Source organism: Pseudoxanthomonas sp. P4_B2 (assembly GCF_056402315.1).
Genome location: NZ_JBFUHQ010000005.1, coordinates 65,569 through 82,614 on the forward strand (window position 1 = coordinate 65,569; position 17,046 = coordinate 82,614).

Annotated in this window: 15 protein-coding genes; 8 read left to right on the forward strand and 7 right to left on the reverse strand. The window is 64.0% G+C overall.

The annotated features are described in order from the left end of the window. Positions 1 to 7 precede the first annotated feature (7 nt). From AC1DTQ_RS13225 to AC1DTQ_RS13245, 5 genes are all read right to left on the reverse strand, one after another. Positions 8 to 1,417, reverse strand: coding sequence for a dihydrolipoamide acetyltransferase family protein (locus AC1DTQ_RS13225; RefSeq protein WP_477850171.1), 1,410 nt, complete (start codon positions 1,415 to 1,417; stop codon positions 8 to 10). Between the two features lie 103 nt (positions 1,418 to 1,520). After that, the gene (locus AC1DTQ_RS13230; protein ID WP_477850172.1) at positions 1,521 to 1,874 is read right to left on the reverse strand and encodes an SH3 domain-containing protein; all 354 of its coding nucleotides are present in this window, start codon (positions 1,872 to 1,874) and stop codon (positions 1,521 to 1,523) included. Beyond that, complete coding sequence (locus AC1DTQ_RS13235; protein WP_477850173.1) at positions 1,874 to 2,923, reverse strand: alpha-ketoacid dehydrogenase subunit beta; 1,050 nt, start codon at positions 2,921 to 2,923, stop codon at positions 1,874 to 1,876. The genes AC1DTQ_RS13230 and AC1DTQ_RS13235 overlap by 1 nt, the downstream gene beginning before the upstream one ends. After that, positions 2,920 to 4,011 (reverse strand): pyruvate dehydrogenase (acetyl-transferring) E1 component subunit alpha, encoded by a 1,092-nt coding sequence (pdhA, locus tag AC1DTQ_RS13240; RefSeq protein WP_477850175.1) that lies wholly within the window; start codon positions 4,009 to 4,011, stop codon positions 2,920 to 2,922. The genes AC1DTQ_RS13235 and pdhA overlap by 4 nt, the downstream gene beginning before the upstream one ends. Before the next feature lie 176 nt (positions 4,012 to 4,187). Continuing rightward, on the reverse strand, positions 4,188 to 7,763 hold the full coding sequence (locus tag AC1DTQ_RS13245) for a Calx-beta domain-containing protein (RefSeq protein WP_477850177.1): 3,576 nt from the start codon (positions 7,761 to 7,763) through the stop codon (positions 4,188 to 4,190). Between the two features lie 134 nt (positions 7,764 to 7,897). Here AC1DTQ_RS13245 and AC1DTQ_RS13250 point away from each other — a divergent pair, with 134 nt between their 5' ends. The 3 genes from AC1DTQ_RS13250 to AC1DTQ_RS13260 all read left to right on the forward strand — a co-directional run bounded on the left by AC1DTQ_RS13250 (position 7,898) and on the right by AC1DTQ_RS13260 (position 11,051). Beyond that, entirely contained in the window at positions 7,898 to 8,779 is an 882-nt protein-coding gene (locus tag AC1DTQ_RS13250; RefSeq protein ID WP_477850178.1) for a tryptophan 2,3-dioxygenase, read from the forward strand. A gap of 113 nt (positions 8,780 to 8,892) precedes the next feature. Next, complete coding sequence (locus AC1DTQ_RS13255; RefSeq protein WP_477850179.1) at positions 8,893 to 10,449, forward strand: peptide MFS transporter; 1,557 nt, start codon at positions 8,893 to 8,895, stop codon at positions 10,447 to 10,449. Continuing rightward, positions 10,449 to 11,051 (forward strand): thioredoxin family protein, encoded by a 603-nt coding sequence (locus AC1DTQ_RS13260; protein ID WP_477850180.1) that lies wholly within the window; start codon positions 10,449 to 10,451, stop codon positions 11,049 to 11,051. The genes AC1DTQ_RS13255 and AC1DTQ_RS13260 overlap by 1 nt, the downstream gene beginning before the upstream one ends. Positions 11,052 to 11,094: 43 nt before the next feature. Here AC1DTQ_RS13260 and AC1DTQ_RS13265 read toward each other — a convergent pair whose 3' ends face one another. Then, entirely contained in the window at positions 11,095 to 11,589 is a 495-nt protein-coding gene (locus tag AC1DTQ_RS13265) for a MarR family winged helix-turn-helix transcriptional regulator (RefSeq protein ID WP_477850181.1), read from the reverse strand. 96 nt (positions 11,590 to 11,685) lie between these two features. Between AC1DTQ_RS13265 and hppD the strand changes: the two genes are divergently transcribed. Genes hppD through hmgA form a run of 3 tightly spaced genes read left to right on the forward strand, consistent with a single transcriptional unit; the run spans position 11,686 to position 14,550 of the window. Continuing rightward, the gene (hppD, locus tag AC1DTQ_RS13270) at positions 11,686 to 12,777 is read left to right on the forward strand and encodes a 4-hydroxyphenylpyruvate dioxygenase (protein WP_477850182.1); all 1,092 of its coding nucleotides are present in this window, start codon (positions 11,686 to 11,688) and stop codon (positions 12,775 to 12,777) included. 59 nt (positions 12,778 to 12,836) lie between these two features. Beyond that, the gene (locus tag AC1DTQ_RS13275; RefSeq protein WP_477850183.1) at positions 12,837 to 13,259 is read left to right on the forward strand and encodes an endonuclease domain-containing protein; all 423 of its coding nucleotides are present in this window, start codon (positions 12,837 to 12,839) and stop codon (positions 13,257 to 13,259) included. After that, positions 13,249 to 14,550 (forward strand): homogentisate 1,2-dioxygenase, encoded by a 1,302-nt coding sequence (gene hmgA, locus AC1DTQ_RS13280; RefSeq protein WP_477850184.1) that lies wholly within the window; start codon positions 13,249 to 13,251, stop codon positions 14,548 to 14,550. Before AC1DTQ_RS13275 ends, hmgA begins: the two co-directional genes overlap by 11 nt. 4 nt (positions 14,551 to 14,554) lie before the next feature. Here the strand turns inward: hmgA and AC1DTQ_RS13285 are convergent, their stop codons facing one another. Continuing rightward, positions 14,555 to 15,130, reverse strand: coding sequence for a hypothetical protein (locus tag AC1DTQ_RS13285; RefSeq protein WP_477850185.1), 576 nt, complete (start codon positions 15,128 to 15,130; stop codon positions 14,555 to 14,557). A gap of 196 nt (positions 15,131 to 15,326) precedes the next feature. On the opposite strand from AC1DTQ_RS13285, the gene AC1DTQ_RS13290 reads away from it, so the two are divergent. Together AC1DTQ_RS13290 and AC1DTQ_RS13295 are read left to right on the forward strand one after the other, a co-directional pair. Continuing rightward, positions 15,327 to 15,968 (forward strand): lectin, encoded by a 642-nt coding sequence (locus AC1DTQ_RS13290; RefSeq protein WP_477850187.1) that lies wholly within the window; start codon positions 15,327 to 15,329, stop codon positions 15,966 to 15,968. Between the two features lie 94 nt (positions 15,969 to 16,062). After that, the gene (locus AC1DTQ_RS13295; protein WP_477850188.1) at positions 16,063 to 17,016 is read left to right on the forward strand and encodes a calcium/sodium antiporter; all 954 of its coding nucleotides are present in this window, start codon (positions 16,063 to 16,065) and stop codon (positions 17,014 to 17,016) included. Positions 17,017 to 17,046 lie beyond the last annotated feature (30 nt).

The window sequence follows — 17,046 nt, forward strand, 5'->3', positions numbered from 1 at the left end:
GCGAGGGCTACTGGGAAAGCGCCAGGTCGTCGATCATCGCCTTGAGGAAACGCGCGGCCTCACCTCCGGTCGCGGCGCGGTGATCGAAAGTGACCGACAGCGGGATGATCTTGTGCGACTCGAAGCCGCCCATGATCGGCATGACCTGATGGCGCGCGCGGCCTGCGGCCACGATGGCCACGCAAGGCGGTACCACCACCGGTGTGGCGTAGCGTCCGGCGAACATGCCGAAGTTGGACAGCGAAATGGTGTAGCCGCTCAATTCCGAAGCCGCGATGCTGCGGTCTTCCACCTGCGTGCGCAGGCGGTTGACGCCTTCGCGAATACCGCGCGCATCCAGGATGTCGGCGTTGCGCAGCGCGGGGACGAACAGGCCGTCGTCGGTATCCACGGCGATGCCGATGTCGACCTGCGGATGCAGGGTGCGGCTGAGTTTTTCGCCATCGAACCATGCGTTCAACGCGGGCACCGCTTTGCAGGCTCGCACGATAGAGCGGATCAGGCGCACGGTGACGTCGTTGCCGGGCACCCATGCGTGCACATCCGCATCGTCGTTGAGCGTGGTCGGCACGACCTTGGCATGCGCATCGGCCATGACGCGCGCCATGTTGCGGCGGACGCCTTTTAGCGGTTCCGGCTGTCCTGTCACGGAAACGCCGGGTGGCTGGGTGCGCATGGGTTTGCCGGAAGCGGAAAGCTGGGTGCGTTGCTCTTCCTTTCTCACCTCTAGAGGTGCGGTTTCGAGTGCCGAGCTCTGCGCTTGCGCCGTACCCTCACCCCCGACCCCTCTCCCGGTGGGAGAGGGGAGCAAAGCGGCATCGCCGCTGGCTGCCGCTGCTTTCACGTCTGCCATCGTTACCGTGCCGGAACCGGTGGCGCGAATGCGGGAGAGATCCAGCCCCAGTTTTTTCGCCAGCGCACGCACCGCCGGCATCGCGCGGATGCCGCCGACGGCGACCGCCTGTTCCTGATGCACGGCATTGGAGCTCTGCATCGCGCCGACCACAGTGCCTGCATCATCGCGTTCGGAAGTCGTGGGAGCACCGTCCCCGGCGCGATCTTTTGTTTCGGTACTTTCAGTTGAGAGCTCGCGGCGGGACGCCGCTCCCACGGATGTGGATGGCGCGTGCCCATGTCCGGTGTCCTGCCCGTCGGCGCGTTGCGGCAGATTGGGGTCGGGCTGGAACTCGGCCAGCATCGCGCCCGTCACCACAATGTCGCCGGCGTTGCCCGCGAGCTTGAGCACCTTGCCGGAAACCGGCGAAGGAACCTCCACGATCGCCTTGGCGGTTTCCATCGACACCAAGGGTTCGTCCAGGCGGATCACATCGCCTTCCTTGACGAACCATTCGACGATGGTGGCGTCGGGCAGGCCTTCGCCAAGATCGGGAAGATTGAAAGTCTTGCTGTCGCTCATCGGAAATCCAGGTTGTGTTGTTTGTGCTTTGTAGAGCCGAGCTTGCTCGGCTGCTCTTTGCGCTGAATTTAAAAGCAACCGAGCAAGCTCGGCTCTACAAGAATCAGGTCGGGCCGTCTCCGATCAGCTCGATGGCGCGGGTCGGGATCCAGCCGCTTTCGCCCTTCGCGTTTTCCGCCCACCACCAACCTTCCTGCTCGTAGTGGACGTTGATGGATTCGCCGATGGTGGTCGCCAACTCGCGCGTATCGTAGTCGCCCAGCGCGGTGGCCATGCCGGTGTCGCGGTCGAACAGGGCCGCGGGTATCCAGCCGCCTAGACCCTGCGCCAGCGTGGCCCAGACGAACTGCGGCCAGTCGCTGTCGCGTTCGCCCAGAGTGACCGAATCGCCGGCGGAGACTCGTATCGAGGGGCGCTCCGGAGATCGATGCTCGGCGATGACGCGGGCGCGTTGCATCAGCCGGCGGCCAGGACGCGCTTGGCGGCGGCGACGATCTTTTCGACGCTGGGCAGGTATTTCATCTCCAGCCGGAACAGCGGGATATGCGTGTCGTAACCGGTGACGCGTTCCACTGGCGCGACCAGGTCGTACATGGATTGCTCGGCCAGGCGCGCGGCAATCTCCGCACCAAAGCCCGCCGTGCGCGGCGCTTCGTGCACGATCACGCAGCGGCCGGTCTTGCTGACCGATTCGGCGATGGTGTCGAAGTCCAGCGGCTTCAGCGTCGCCACGTCGATCACTTCGGCGCTGATGCCTTGCTTGGCCAAGGCGTCGGCGGCTTCCAGCGTTTCCTTCACCTGCGCGCCCCAAGTCACCAGGGTCACATCGCTACCGTCGCGCAGCACGAAGCACACGTCCAGCGGCAACGCTTCGCCGTCGTCGGCCACCAGCTCTTTGTACTGGCGGTAGATGCGCTTGGGCTCCATATAGATCACCGGATCCGGATCGCGGATCGCGGCCAGCAACAGCCCGTACGCGCGCTGCGGCGAAGAAGGCATGACCACGCGCAGACCGGGCACGTTGGTGAAGATGGATTCATTGGCTTCGGAATGATGTTCCGGCGCGCGGATGCCGCCGCCCCAGGGAACGCGCAGCACCATCGGGCAATGCAGACGGCCGCGCGTGCGGTAGCGCATGCGCGCGGCGTGGCAGACCAGGTGATCCACCATCGGATAGACGAAGCCGTCGAACTGCGCTTCGGCCACCGGCTTCATGCCCATCGCCGCCATTCCAACGGTCAGGCCGGCGATGGTGGTCTCATCCAGCGGTGTGTCCAGGATGCGGTCGGAACCGAAGCGCTGCTGCAGGCCGGCGGTGGCGCGGAACACGCCGCCGTTGACGCCCACGTCCTCGCCCAGCACCACCACCGAGTCGTCGTGGGCGATTTCCCAGGCCAGGGCCTGGGTGATCGCCTCGATCAGGGTGATCGGCAGGATGGCCTTCGCCGCTTGGCCGGCGGAAGCCTCGGTCGCGGCGGTTAGGCTCTTGGCGACTTCTACGTTCATGAGCGCTGCTCCCTTGGGGCGTTCTCCGCGGCGATAGCGGCGGCGCGCTGGGCGAGCAGTTCCGGCGGCGGGTCGGCGTAGAGATAGTCGAACATCGCCTCCACCGGCTGCACCGGTGTTTCCAGATACGCGTTGACCTCGATGTCGACCAGCCGCCCGCATTCTTCCTTCCATGCGGTTTCTTCCGCCTCGCTCCACAACTGCTGCGCGGTGAGCCAGGTACGCAGGCGGGTGACGGGGTCCCGTTCCCAGGCCGACTTCACCTCCGCATCGTCGCGATAGCGGCGCGCATCGTCGGCGGTGGTGTGGTCGCCCAGGCGGTAGGTGACGAATTCCAGCACGCTGGTGCCTTGTCCGCTGCGCGCACGCTCGGTGGCGATGCGCATGGCTTCCAGCACCGCGATCAGATCGTTGCCGTCTACCTGCAGGCAGAACGCGCCGCCGGCGATGCCTTTCTGCGCCAACGTCTGCGCGCCGGTCTGCGCCGAGCGCGGCACCGAGATGGCCCAGCCGTTGTTGATCACGCACAACACCAGCGGCAATTGGTACGCGCCGCCGGAATTCAGTGCCGCGTAGAAATCGGTCTTGGAGGAACCGCCGTCGCCGCAGGTGCTGACCGCAACGCGCCTTTCGCCACGCAGCTTGAACGCCAGCGCCGCGCCGGCCGCATGCAGGCATTGGGTGGAAATGGGCACGCACCAAGCGAAATCGTGGCGCGGCACGGCGAAGTCGTTGCCGCGTTCGTCGCCGCCCCAGTACAGCAGCACTTCGCGCGGACGCACGCCGCGCATGAACTGGGCGCCGTACTCGCGATAACTCGGCGCAAACGTGTCTTCCGGAAGCGTAGAAGCGCCGATGCCCACGTGGGTGGCTTCATGACCCAGGCAGGATGCGTAGGTGCCCAGCTTACCGGTGCGCTGCAGGGCCACCGACTTGGTGTCGAAGGTGCGCACGAACAGCATCTGCTTGAACAGTTCCTTCAAGCGCTGGGTATCGCGCGCGGCCTCGGGCAGATCGTCGCGGACCAGTTTCCCGTCCGGGCCGAGGTATTGCAGGTATTCGATCTCGAATTTTGCGGCAATAGTCATCGCGTAGTCATCGCGTGTCGGGTTCCTGTTACATGTGAAACCAATGATAAGTCGCGCCATGTTAAGGAACCGGGGTTGTAAAACCGTCGTGCAGCGCAGCAATACCCAAGGCGTTGGTTCACAAAAAAAAGACGCGGCCAAAGCCGCGTCTCCTTTTCTAGCCGCCGTCTCGATGCTCAGAACACGATGACGGTGGTGATGCTGGCGTTGTTGTTGGTGGTGTTCGATTCCGGCGTGAGGGTCGTCGCCGCGCCATTGACCTGCTGCCTGCGGTTGGCCGGAATCGGCAGGGCGTTGACGCGAATCCGGAAATCCGCGCTGGCGCCCGCGGCCATGGGGTTGCGGGCGCTACAACGGAACGTGGTGAGCCGGACCGTGCCGTATTTGCGGCACTGCCAGCCATTGGGCGGGTTGACGGTAGCGGTGGCGTTCATGGTGTTGCCGCTGAACACGACCACCGGCTGTTCCGCCGCCAGCGTGCCCAGGTTGCGCAGCGTCGCCGTGTACGGAATCGAGAACGTCCAGCGCGGCACGGTGGCTGGGCCGCTCAGCTGTAGATCCAGATCCGCGGTGGGTAGCGCGTTGACGCTGATGGCGGCCACCGCTTCATTGTTGGCGCTCGCCGCGTCGAACGACTGCGTGGTGGCGGCTACCGCCAGATTGGCGCTGCCGCCGATCTGCGCCGTGGTGGAAACGGCACTGATCGAGAACGAGGCGGTCGCCGCATTCGCCAGCGCATCGGTGTGGCACGCGATCGAGGTCATGCCGCCCGAGGTCTGGGCCGCATCGCAATTCCAACCGCTGGGGGCGACCACCGCGAATGTGGTCGACTCGGCGTTCAGCGCAAAACCAATCCCGGTCGCCGCGGCCACGTCCGGGCCCAGGTTGGTCACGGTGGCGGTGTAGCGCAGGGTCTCACCCGCGTTGACCGTCGCCGTATCGGTCGTGGCGGCGACCGATAGGTCGGCGCGATGGCGCGATTCGAAATAAGCCACCACCGGATCGTGGTCCGACAGCCGCGAGGGCGAGTTCGCATCGTTGCGCGCGATTTCCGGGAAGTCGGCGTTGATGCGCGCGTGGTCCAGGCCGAAGGCGGTGCTGGATAGGATCAGCTGTTCGTTGACCAGCACGTGGTCCAGGGTTTGCGCATTGCCGCCGAAGACGAACGAATAGCGTTCGTCCTGCGGTTCCAGCACGCCCAGATTCACCAGATCCGGATCGACCAGGTCGATGCCGTCGCCCGGTACCGCGGTCTCGTTGTCCGCGCTGGGCGTGCCCGTCACCACGTTCATGGTGTCGGCAAGACCGTCGTTGAACGCGAACGCGTTGTAGTCGCCCAGGCTGACGATGCGCTTGGCCGGGTCAGCGGTCTGCAACGACTGGATCAGATTGGCCAAGTACTCGGCCTGCTTCTGGCGCTTCTGGCGCACCCGGTCGCCCAGGGTAGTCGGACCGGAAGCTTCCACGCTGTCCACGTCGTTGAGCGAACGCTGATGCACCGCGATGGCGGTGATCGGGTAGCTGCGGCCGTCGGCGTAATGCACCACCGCATCCAGCACCAGCGGCGGACGGTCGTTGAGTAGGCTGACCGTGCCGCTGGGCTCGGTCCAGGTGACGTCCTTGCCCTGCTGGGTCACGCCGAGCACCTGCACGCGCGCCACGCCGGCGGTAACTTCCGCGGTCTTGACTAGGAATCCGACATCGATGCCGCCTACGTCGTTGCCTTCTTCCAGGTAGGCGACATAGTTCGGATCCGGCTGGCCCGCAGCCTCGGCATCGGCGCTGATCTTGCTGGCCAGTGCCTGCAGCGTGGTCAGGTTCTCCACTTCCACCGTGGCCAGGATGTCCGGCGTATTGAGGAAGTCGCGGACGGTGAGCGACGCCTTGTTGAGGCGGTTGGCGAACGCCGCCGCGGTCAGCACCGGCTCGCCGGTATTCGGGTCGTTCACCGTATCGAAGAAGCGTTCCAGGTTGTACGCGGCCACCGTGAACTCATCCGGGTTGGCGACGCGCGCCGCCTGCGGCGACGGGCCCGGCGAGGTGGTGATGGCGACCGCCGGATCGCGCAGGATCGTGTAGCGGCGGAAGCCGTAGTCCAACGGACCGGTCATTCCCTGGATCGTCGCGCCGGCGGCCAGATTGAGGATGAAAGTCGGACCGCCCAGCGAGTCGCTGTCGATGGTCAGCAGTTCCGGGTTGAAATCCCAGCGTGGAATCGGCGGAATGCTGCCGCCGGCAGGCGCCGGGTCGGGTGCCTGGATGCCGGCTTCGCGGAACGGTCGCGGCGTGCCGGTGACCACGGCATTGAGGATGCCGTTGCTGGTGCCGGTGGCGTTGGGTTCGTTGGTGTTGCCCTGGGTGGGCGCCACCACGGTCAGACTGGCGGCGGTCACGCGCATGCCTTCCAAGCGTTCCAGCTGGTCCAGCGCGCCGCTGGGCGAGGGCAGGCTGGTGCTCAGCGGCACCGGCACGGGCAGCGGATTGTCGGTGGAGAGCAGGGCCACGCTCGGGTTACCGGTGATCTCGGTCAACGGCAATTGGTTCGGGTCGGTGCTGGGCACATATTCGATCACCATGCCGCTGACGCGCACCCGGTTACCAACGGCAACGGCCGCGGGCGGCGCGACGCTGGTGAACACGTACACGGCCTGCGAGGTCGCCGGATCGGCATCGGCTTCGGCATCGCTGGTCTGAATGAAGAAGCCGTTGCTCTTGCGCCCGGTCACGATGCCTGTGGTGGTGACCAGCTGGTTGGCGACCGGGGAGGTCGCGCCGCTGCCCTGGATCTCGTGGATGGAAATCAGGGTGACGTCGTCGTTGACGATGGTGGCTTGCGCCTGTGCATCACCAAGCACCGCGCCGCTGATGTTGCCCAGGCCCAGGAAGAAGGTTTCATCGGCTTCCTGCACGCTGTCGTCGGCGACCGCGATGACGACCTGGGTCGAATCGGCGCCTTCGGCGATGGTCACCGTGCCGGTGCCGGCGCTGTAGTCGGTGCCGGCCTGCGCGGTGCCGTCGGCGGTGGCGTAGTCCACGCTGACGCCGCCGGCGCCTGCGGGCTGGGTGAGGGTCAGAGTGAAAGCGAAATTGCCGGTGGCTTCATCCTGGCTGACATCGGCTACGGACAGGATCGGCAGGCCGCCGCCACCGCAGACCAACGCGGCGGACGCCCCGTTTCGCGGCGCCGGCGCGGTGAGCGCGAAATCGGCCACGTTGTTGTTGCTGTCGGTGCAGCCGTTGTCGGCTCGCACGGCAGCGGTCGTGTTGCTGAGGTTGCCGGTGGGGCTGGAGCCTTCCGCGCAGCTGGCGGTGATGCCGAAACCGACGAAGTCGATATTGCCGGCGGGGCAGGCGCCGCTAAGCGTGATCACCGAATTGACCAGGGCCACCTTGCCGGCGGTGCCGGACATGGCGATGGTGCCGGTGGCTTCGGGCGTGGGCAGCGCGGGCGCGGCGGTGTTGGCGCCGTCGGCTTGCTTGATCAGATAGTAGCCACCCGCCGCGATGTTGCCGCTGAGGTTGGTGCGCGCCCAACTGGTGCCGGCGGCGCTGGCGTACTGCACGGACCAGCCATCCAGACTGACCGTGGAAGTGGAATTGTTGTGCAGTTCGATGTAATCGCTGCGCAAGGGCGCGCCGGAGTTGCCGCCGCCGCCATAAACCTGGCTGATCACCACCTGCGCGTGCGCGGTGCCGCTGCAGATGAACGAAAACGCCGCTAGCGCCGCCAGGCGCGCGAACCCGTACTTCATAAACCTCTCCCTAGATATGAATGCAGCACGAGCGACTGACTGCCGGCCGATTGTGCCGCAATCCTCGGGCAGGCGCATGACACCGCCGTGACGCCAGCCGTTACCATGCCCGGATCGCATCCCACAGGTTCCGCATGAGCATCCAGGACAACCAGCGCCCGCTGGAAGAAGGCATCCACACCGATCTGGCCGGCCGCATCAGCTATGCCGGCTACCTGCGCCTGGACCTGCTGCTGGCCGCGCAGCAGCCGGTGTCGGATCCGCCGCACCATGACGAGTTGCTGTTCGTGGTGCAGCACCAGGTGTCGGAGCTGTGGATGAAGCTGATGATCCACGAACTGCGCGCGGCCCTGGTTCACCTGCAGCGCGACGAGGTCTGGCAGTGCCGCAAGGTGCTGGCCCGCAGCAAGCAGGTATTGCGTCAATTGACCGAGCAGTGGTCGGTGCTGGAAACCCTGACGCCTTCGGAATACATGGGCTTCCGCGACCTGCTGGGGCCGTCTTCCGGATTCCAGTCGTTGCAGTACCGCACCATCGAGTTCCTGCTGGGCAACAAGAACGCCGACATGCTGCGCGTATTCGCCCACGATCCGCAGGGCCAGGCCGAACTGGAAACCGTGCTGCGCGCGCCGAGCCTGTACGAGGAGTTCCTGCGTTACCTGGCGCGCTTCGGCCATGCCATTCCCGCCGAGCGCCAGGAGCGCGATTGGAGCCAGCCGCACGCCAACGATCCGTCGTTGCTGCCGGTGTTCGAGGCGATCTATGAGGACACCGGCCGCTACTGGCGCGAATACGCGCTGTGCGAGGACTTCGTGGATCTGGAGACCCAGTTCCAGCTGTGGCGATTCCGCCATATGCGCACGGTGCTGCGCATCATCGGCTTCAAACGCGGCACCGGCGGCTCCAGCGGGGTGGGGTTCCTGCGCCAGGCGCTGGAGCTGACGTTCTTCCCGGAATTGTTCGAGGTGCGGACCCTGATTGACGGCAAGCCGGGGTCGGCGAGCGCAAGCTATTGATCCAGCCCTTATTTGACGCCAAGCGCGCCGGTCGGTGATCCTCGCCTGTCCCGCGCCAAGGCGCGGACTCCTATTTCCCGCTACATCCGAATGCTGAACAAGGGGGCAAATCTATGAGCGCAACCATCCCGAACGCTGCAGAACCGGCCGGTCCACCGCTGGAGGCGCCGCCCGGCAGTGGCGCCCCGCCGCCGCCGTTCGACCAACGCATGGGCCACCCCAAGCCCTTGTGGATGCTGTTCATGACGGAGTTCTGGGAACGCTTCGCGTTCTACGGCATTCGCTGGGCGTTGGTGCTGTACATGGTGGCGCAGTTCCATGCCGGCAATGACGCCGGCGAAGCGCCGTCGAACCTGATCTACGGCGCCTATCTGGCGCTGGTCTACGCCGCCGCGATCTTCGGCGGCTACGTGGCCGACCGGGTGCTCGGCTACCAGCGTTCGATCCTGTTGGGCGCGGTGATCATGGCGGCCGGCCTGTTCATGATCGCGATGCCCGACGAGCAGATCTTCAAGTTCGGCCTAGCCACCGTGATCTGCGGCAACGGCTTGTTCAAGCCCAATATCTCGACCATGGTGGGCAAGCTGTACGCAGTTAGCGATGGCCGCCGCGATGCGGGTTTCACCATCTTCTACATGGGTATCAACCTCGGCGGTTTCCTCGCGCCGATCGTGACCGGAATCCTCGCCGAGCAAGTGTTCGGCACGCAGGCGATGCCGGCCTACAAGTATGTGTTCATCGCTTCGGGCATCGGCATGGTATTTAGCCTGGTGTGGTTTTGGTTCGGTCGCCGCGAGCTCAAAGGCATAGGCCGCCCGCCCGAGGGCGACGGCGGCAAGCAGAAGGTGTTGTACGTCTTCCTGGGCGCACTCGTCGCGATCCCGGCCGTGTACTTCCTGCTGTCGATGGGCGCCGAACCGCTGCAATGGTTCGTGCTGTTGCCGATGTTCGTCATTCTGTGCGCATTGCTGCTGATCGAGGGTATCCGCGAAGGCAAGGTACAGCGCGACAAGGCCATCGCGATGCTGATCATCTTCGTCTTCAACGTGATGTTCTGGATGTTCTTCGAGCAAGCGGGCAGTTCGTTCACGTTCCTCGCCGACAAGATCGTCGACCGCGACATTTTCGGTCCGGGCGGCTTCGTGTTCTCGAATGCATGGTTCCAGTCGGTGAACTCGTTGGCGATCATCGCCCTTGCGCCAGTGATTGCGATCATCTGGATCTGGATGGGCAAGCGCAACATCGAGCCGTCGATCCCGCGCAAGTTCAGCCTGGGTCTGATCTTCAATGGCCTGGCCTTCCTGCTGCTGATGTTCGCGCTGTCCAGCCTGGTCAATGTCGTCGGCAAGATCCCTTTCTGGACGCTGTTCATGGTCTACGTCATCCAGTCGGTCGGCGAACTGTGTCTGTCGCCCATCGGTCTGTCTATGGTCACCAAGCTGGCGCCGGTGCGTTTGGTCGGTTTCGGCATGGGCGGCTGGTTCCTGTCCACCGGCATCGGCAATAACCTGTCGGGTATTTTCGCAGGGCACGTCAGTGGTACGGGTGGGATGACGGTGCAATCCGCGCATGCCGGCTATACCTTCGGGTTTTGGGCGTTGTTGATCGCCGGTGCCTTGCTGTTCCTGCTGGGGCCGTTGATCCAGAAGCTCATGCACGGCGTCAAATGATGCGGAAGGTTCTCTTCAACGCATTGGTCCTGTCGCTGGCTGCCGTGCTGGCAGCATGTTCACAGGAAAAACCGGCGCCGGAGCCAGAGCCGGCGCCCAATCCGCCGTCGATGAAAGCCAATACATCGGCCAAGCCGGATACCTCCCGCCCCGTCGCTTCCGGCAACACGCCCACCGCTGCGGATATCGCAGCGGTAGCGGGGTTGAATGCGTCGTTCGATCCGCTGCGCGATCCGGCCAGGGATCTGGAAACCGCCAAGGTGGAAGCGCAGCGCGGCGGCAAGCGCATCCTGCTGGATGTCGGTGGCGAATGGTGCAGCTGGTGCCACATCCTGGACAAACTGGTCGAAGGAGACGCAGAGATCCGCAGCTTCCGCGACGCCAACTTCGTCTGGATGAAGGTCAACTACAGCGAAGAGAACCAGAACAAGGCGTTCCTTTCTCCGTATCCGGAAATCAAGGGTTATCCGCACCTGTTCGTACTGGACGCCGAAGGCAAGCTGCTGCACTCGCAGTTCACCGGCGACCTGGAAAAAGGCAAAGGTTACGACCGCCGCAAAGTCTTGGCTTTCCTCAAGGAATGGGCGCCCGTCGTGAAGTGACGTCCTTGTAGAGCCGAGCAAGCTCGGCTCTACAAGGTCAGCTCTATTTTTCCGAAATGTTGCCGATGCCTTCGGCCAACTTGACTATCAGCGCGTCCAGTTGCGCGCGCTCGTTTTCGTCCAGTCCTGCCAGCAGGCGACGCTCGCATTCCAGCGCCATGGGTGCGACCTCGTCGTAGACCGTATAGCCGACCGGCGACAGTTCGAGCACCGAGCGACGGCGGTCGTCGCCGTGGGTGTCGCGCTGCACCAGGCCGCGCTCCAGCAAGCGGGCCAGGGCCCGGCTGACGGCGACCTTGTCCATGGCCGTGCGCTCGGCCACTTCGCCGGCGGACAGTTCGGGGAATCGTCCCAACACGGCCATGATCCGCCACTCGGTGACCGCCAGGCCGAAGCGCTGGCCGTACAGGCCGGAGATGGTCTGGCTGATGCGGTTGGACAAGATGCTCAGCCGGTAGGGCAGGAAATGCTCCAGCTCCAGGACGGCATGTTCCTTGTGAGCGGTGGAGGGGGAGGTGCTTGGAGTTGGTTCGTTCATGAAGCTTTCCTAGGTTATGACGCATCGCCGCTTGCAATTGGTTTCATATGAAACTATAAAGTTCGTCTCACAGAGACAACCCGCGAGGTACGAACCATGAGCGCACAGCCCAATCTTGGCATGCAGGTCACCACGTTCGAAAATCCGATGGGTATCGACGGCTTCGAATTCGTCGAATTCGCCGCTCCAGAGGGTCAGGGCGAGCTGCTGCACGACTATTTCCGCAAGATGGGATTCACCGCGGTAATGCATCACAAGACCCGGCCCATCACCATCTACCGCCAGGGCGGGGTCAATTTCCTGGTCAATGAAGATCCGGATTCCTTCGCCGCCGATTTCGCCAAGGCCCATGGCCCCAGCGCCTGCGGTTTCGCCATCCGCTTCCAAAAGCCGGGTGCCGAAGTCCTGCGGACGGTGCTGGGCAATGGCGGCGAAGCGGTCGACCACAAGCCCGATACCCGTGCCGTAGACGCCCCGGTGGTAAAGGGCATCGGCGACTGCATGCTGTACCTGGTCGATCGCTACGGCGACCGCGGTTCGGTGTACGAGGACTTCCTGCCGGTGCAGGGCGCCGACCAGAATCCGAAAGGATTCGGCCTGACCTTCATCGACCACCTCACTCATAACCTGTATTTCGGCAACATGCAGAAGTGGTCGGATTACTACGAGCGGCTGTTCAACTTCCGCGAAATCCGCTACTTCGACATCAAGGGTGCCAAGACCGGTCTGGTGTCCAAGGCGATGACCGCGCCGGACGGCATCGTGCGTATTCCGCTCAACGAATCCAGCGATCCGAAGTCGCAGATCAACGAATACCTGGATGCTTACCACGGCGAGGGCATCCAGCACATCGCCTGCTTCACCGACGATATCTACGCCACCGTGGAAGCGATGCGCGAGCAGGGCGTGGCCTTCCTGGACACGCCGGAAGCGTATTTCGAAGTGATCGACCAGCGCGTACCCAACCACGGCGAGGACGTGCCGCGCCTAGCGCGAAACAAGATCCTGATCGACGCCGACCCGGAAACCCACCAGCGCAAGCTGCTGCAGATCTTCACCCAGAACGCGATCGGCCCGATCTTCTTCGAGATCATCCAGCGCAAGGGCAATGAGGGTTTCGGCGAGGGTAATTTCCAGGCATTGTTCGAGAGCATCGAACGGGACCAGATGAAGCGCGGGTTTCTCTGACGCTTTGCGAAGCCCCTCTCCCATTGGGAGAGGGGTTGGGGTGAGGGTACGGTGGAGCCATGAGACTCAAGCCGCCATTACCAACCACCACGCTCAAAAATTCCCGTCGTTTGCGCAAGGAGATGACGGACGCGGAGCGAAAGTTGTGGAGATTTCTAAGAGCCAGCCAATTGGAAGGGCTGAAGTTCCGCCGTCAGCATCAGATCCCGCCATACATTACAGACTTCTGCTGCATCGAGAAAAAGCTCATCATCGAACTGGACGGGTCGCAGCACACAGAGTCGAGTGATGCTCCAAGAACTCGCGTGCTTCGAGCGCAAGGATGGCAAATCCTCCGCTTCTGGGATCATGATGTGCTGTTGGCGGCAGAAGCAGTAGTTGAGGCGATCTGGAACGCCACTAGCAAACCGTACCCTCACCCCAACCCCTCTCCCGGTGGGAGAGGGGCTCAAGCGTCGAGCGAATCTGATGATGAAACGTGACAACGACTACCAATCCGGCTTCGCCAACCATTTCGCCACCGAAGCGCTCGAAGGTACGTTACCGATCGGCCGCAACTCGCCCCAGCGCGTAGCACACGGCTTGTATGCCGAACAGCTGTCCGGCACCGCGTTCACCGCCCCGCGCGCGGAGAACAAGCGCAGCTGGCTGTACCGCATCCGCCCAGCGGCGATGCATGGCACGTTCGCGCCTTTCGTGCAGGCAAGCTTCCATAACGATTTTGACACCGGGCCGGTATCGCCTGATCAGCTGCGCTGGTCGCCGATGCCTATGCCGGAAGCGCCCACGGATTTCGTCGAAGGGCTGTTCACCATGGCCGGCAATGGTTCGGCGGCTGCGCAGCACGGAGTTGGCATCCATCTGTATGCGGCCAACCGTTCCATGCAGAGCCGCTACTTCTACAATGCGGACGGCGAATTGCTGATCGTGCCGCAGCAGGGCCTTCTCCGCATCGCCACCGAACTGGGCGTGCTGGAAGTGGAGCCGCAGCAAATCGCAGTGATTCCTCGCGGCGTGCGTTTCCGCGTGGATCTTCCGCAAGGGGCGTCGCGTGGTTATGTGTGCGAAAACTTCGGCGCCGCGCTGCGCCTTCCCGACCTCGGTCCCATCGGCGGCAACGGGCTCGCCTACCAGCGCGACTTCGAAACGCCAGTCGCCGCTTATGAAGATGTGGAAGGGGATTTCGAACTAGTCGCCAAGTTCCAGGGCCATCTGTGGCGCGCCGATATCGGTCATTCGCCGCTGGACGTGGTGGGCTGGCACGGCAATTACGCGCCGTACCGCTATGATCTGCGCCGCTTCAATGCAATCGGTTCGATCAGCTTCGACCATCCCGATCCGTCGATCTTCACCGTGCTCACTTCTCCTAGCGATACGCCGGGCACGGCGAACCTGGATTTCGTGATTTTCCCGCCGCGCTGGCTGGTGGCGCAGGACACGTTCCGGCCGCCGTGGTTCCATCGCAACGTGGCCAGCGAATTCATGGGGCTGGTTTACGGGGCTTACGACGCGAAGGCGGAAGGTTTTTCGCCGGGCGGCGCATCGCTGCACAACTGCATGAGCGGGCATGGACCGGATGCAGCCACGTTCGAGAAGGCCAGCAGCGCCGACCTGTCGAAACCGGATGTCGTCGCCGACACCATGGCTTTCATGTTCGAAACGCGTGCGGTGATCCGGCCGACGCGCCAGGCTATCGAGGCGGCGTACCGTCAGCGCGATTATCAGCATTGCTGGGCTGGTCTAAAAAAGAATTTCTCCGCGCCCGCCACATAGAAGCCTACTGCGATGCGGCGGACGCCGGCACCAGATCGAGCTTTTCCAGCGCCGGCAAATAGGGCTCGGGCATCACCTCGGCCAGACGCTCGCGCACGCGCTGGGTGAAGGAACTGGAGGTGGTGCGCTGCAGGCAGTGTACGGCGGCGAGAATATGCGCGGCGGTGGCGTCCGGATCCTGGCAGGCCTGCAAACGCGTCCGGTGTGAGGCGGCCGATTCGTGGCGCTGCAGTTCCAGCATACCAATCATGTAGAGCTTGGCGGCGACGATGGAGCGGCGCGAGGATGCGGCGGGCGCAAGCGGCACCGCTGTCGGTAAGAGCGGGGCAACGGGACGGATCGGTTCGGGCGTGGATGGCGCCACGGACGCAAAGCTTGCCGGGGTGCCTGTCATGATCAGATACCCGGCCGCGCAAAGGCGCTCGATCTGCGCCGCTGCGCTGGACCCCAGCATCGCCCCCAGTTCGGCCAGGTCGCGACGGCCGTCGCACAGGATGAGCGCTTGGCGTTCACGCATGGCCAGCGGCGCCGCATGCGACTGCAGAGCTTGCCGGGCCAGGTCGGTCTTGCGTGGATACATGCGCGCGTGTGGAAACTAGAAGCCGGGCGCAGCGTAGAAGTCGCCGATGAAACGCGCGTGACAGCCACAGCAGGAGCGTTTCACTGGAAGGCGCAGTCCCGCTCCAGGTCGTGTTCCTAGGCCTCAGCCAATAGCATTTGCGACGGATTAACGCGCAAGTGTTAGCGTTCGGTTACCGCCAGACTTGGAGTGCCGCATGCGCCTTCCCCACACCCTGTTATTCCTGGCCATCGCCGGCCTGTCGCTTGCCGCGTGCAAACCCGCTGCTCCGGAAGCGCCCGTGGCTGCCGCCAACGACGCGGCAGCGCCCGCCTCCGCTCCGGCCACGACGCCCGAAGCGTCTCCCGCTCCCGTTGCCGAAAGCACACCCGCGCAAGGCGCCGCAACCGACACCCAAGCTAGCTTCGCCGGGTACGGCGACATGAAGCTCGGTAGCACCGTCGACGAAGCGAAGGCCGCGTGGGGCGGTGAACTCAATGGCAAACCCAGCGAAGGCAGCACCTGCTATTACCTGACGCCGAAGTGGGTGAAGAAGCCGTCCGATTTCGCTTTCATGGCCGAAAACGGGAAGTTTGTGCGCTACGACGTCGGTACCGACAAGGAGGCAGCACCGGGCGGCGGCAAGGTCGGCATGACCACCGAAGAGTTGCAGAAGCTGTACAGCAACGCGCTGCAATCCAGCCCGCACAAATACGTGAAAGGCGGCCAGTATCTGTCTGTCGCGGCCAGCGGAGTGGCGCCCAGCAAGCTGGTATTCGAAACCGATGCGGCAGGCAAGGTCATCGCGTGGCGCGTGGGCCTGAAGCCCCAGGTCGACTACGTAGAAGGCTGCTCTTGAGCCGAGTCGCGATGATATTTTGCCGTGGGAGCGGCGTCCCGCCGCGAGCTCTTGCCCTTTAAAAGAATCGGCACAACGATAGGGGAGAGCGACAATGGCTGAAGCCTGGGGTTTTTTCGCATTGGGTCTGGTGCTGCTGGCGCTGGGCGGTGATTCCATCGTCAAGGGCGCTTCCGGTCTGGCGCAGAAATTCGGCGCTTCGCCCTTCGTCGCCGGCCTGCTGTTGGTGGCCTTCGGCACTTCGCTACCGGAATTGTTCGTCAATGCGCGCGCCTATGTGGTCGGCGCACAGGATCTGGCGCTGGGCAACGCAGTAGGCAGCAACATCGTCAACGTCGGCCTGACTCTGGGCCTGGCGGCGATCGCCGCTCCGCTGCTCGTGCGCACGCGTCTGTTGTCGCCCTTGCTGGTCGTGCTGACGCTATCGACGCTGCTCTTGATCGTGTTCGGGCTGGACGGCGTGATCAGCCGTGTGGAAGGCGGGGTACTGCTGGCGGCGTTCATCGCCGTGCTCGCTTTCCTGCTGGCGCGTGCGCGCCATGAGAACGCGGAAGTGCAGGCCGGCATCGCTGCGTTCGCCGCCACCAAGAGCGCGTTGTGGATGAATGTGTTGCGCTTCCTGGTAGCGTCGGGGTTGCTGTACTTCGGCGCCAAATTCGTGGTGCAGAGCGCACCGATGATCGGCGCGGCCTGGGGCTGGTCGCCCCTGCTGGTCGGTTTGTTGCCGGTGGCCATCGGCACCGCGCTCCCGGAAGTCGCTGCCGCAATCGCCGCGGCACGGCGCGGGCAGGGCGACATGGTGGTGGGTCACGTGATCGGTTCCAGCCTGTTCAACCTGTTGGTGGTGGTAGGCGGTATGGCGGCGCTGCGGCCGATGCCGCTGCCCGAGTCATTCGTGAAGCTGGAACTGCCCGCGGCCATCGCGTTCGTGCTGGTGCTATATCCCATGCTGCGCGGCGACTTGCGGGTCAGCAAGACCGAGGGCGCGATTCTGTTCGTTGCCTTCCTGGGCTGGATCGCGCTGGAGCTGGTTCTGATCTTGAACTGAGGCCGTGCACGGGCCGACCGATATACTCGA

Coding starts and splice junctions, on each gene's coding strand:
- AC1DTQ_RS13225 (WP_477850171.1), bottom strand. CDS start 1,417: ATGAGCGACAGCAAGACTTTCAATCTTCCCGATCTTGGCGAAGGCCTG.
- AC1DTQ_RS13285 (WP_477850185.1), bottom strand. CDS start 15,130: ATGTATCCACGCAAGACCGACCTGGCCCGGCAAGCTCTGCAGTCGCAT.
- hppD (WP_477850182.1), top strand. CDS start 11,686: ATGAGCGCACAGCCCAATCTTGGCATGCAGGTCACCACGTTCGAAAAT.
- AC1DTQ_RS13230 (WP_477850172.1), bottom strand. CDS start 1,874: ATGCAACGCGCCCGCGTCATCGCCGAGCATCGATCTCCGGAGCGCCCC.
- pdhA (WP_477850175.1), bottom strand. CDS start 4,011: ATGACTATTGCCGCAAAATTCGAGATCGAATACCTGCAATACCTCGGC.
- AC1DTQ_RS13275 (WP_477850183.1), top strand. CDS start 12,837: ATGAGACTCAAGCCGCCATTACCAACCACCACGCTCAAAAATTCCCGT.
- AC1DTQ_RS13235 (WP_477850173.1), bottom strand. CDS start 2,923: ATGAACGTAGAAGTCGCCAAGAGCCTAACCGCCGCGACCGAGGCTTCC.
- AC1DTQ_RS13265 (WP_477850181.1), bottom strand. CDS start 11,589: ATGAACGAACCAACTCCAAGCACCTCCCCCTCCACCGCTCACAAGGAA.
- AC1DTQ_RS13245 (WP_477850177.1), bottom strand. CDS start 7,763: ATGAAGTACGGGTTCGCGCGCCTGGCGGCGCTAGCGGCGTTTTCGTTC.
- AC1DTQ_RS13290 (WP_477850187.1), top strand. CDS start 15,327: ATGCGCCTTCCCCACACCCTGTTATTCCTGGCCATCGCCGGCCTGTCG.
- AC1DTQ_RS13255 (WP_477850179.1), top strand. CDS start 8,893: ATGAGCGCAACCATCCCGAACGCTGCAGAACCGGCCGGTCCACCGCTG.
- AC1DTQ_RS13250 (WP_477850178.1), top strand. CDS start 7,898: ATGAGCATCCAGGACAACCAGCGCCCGCTGGAAGAAGGCATCCACACC.
- AC1DTQ_RS13260 (WP_477850180.1), top strand. CDS start 10,449: ATGCGGAAGGTTCTCTTCAACGCATTGGTCCTGTCGCTGGCTGCCGTG.
- hmgA (WP_477850184.1), top strand. CDS start 13,249: ATGAAACGTGACAACGACTACCAATCCGGCTTCGCCAACCATTTCGCC.
- AC1DTQ_RS13295 (WP_477850188.1), top strand. CDS start 16,063: ATGGCTGAAGCCTGGGGTTTTTTCGCATTGGGTCTGGTGCTGCTGGCG.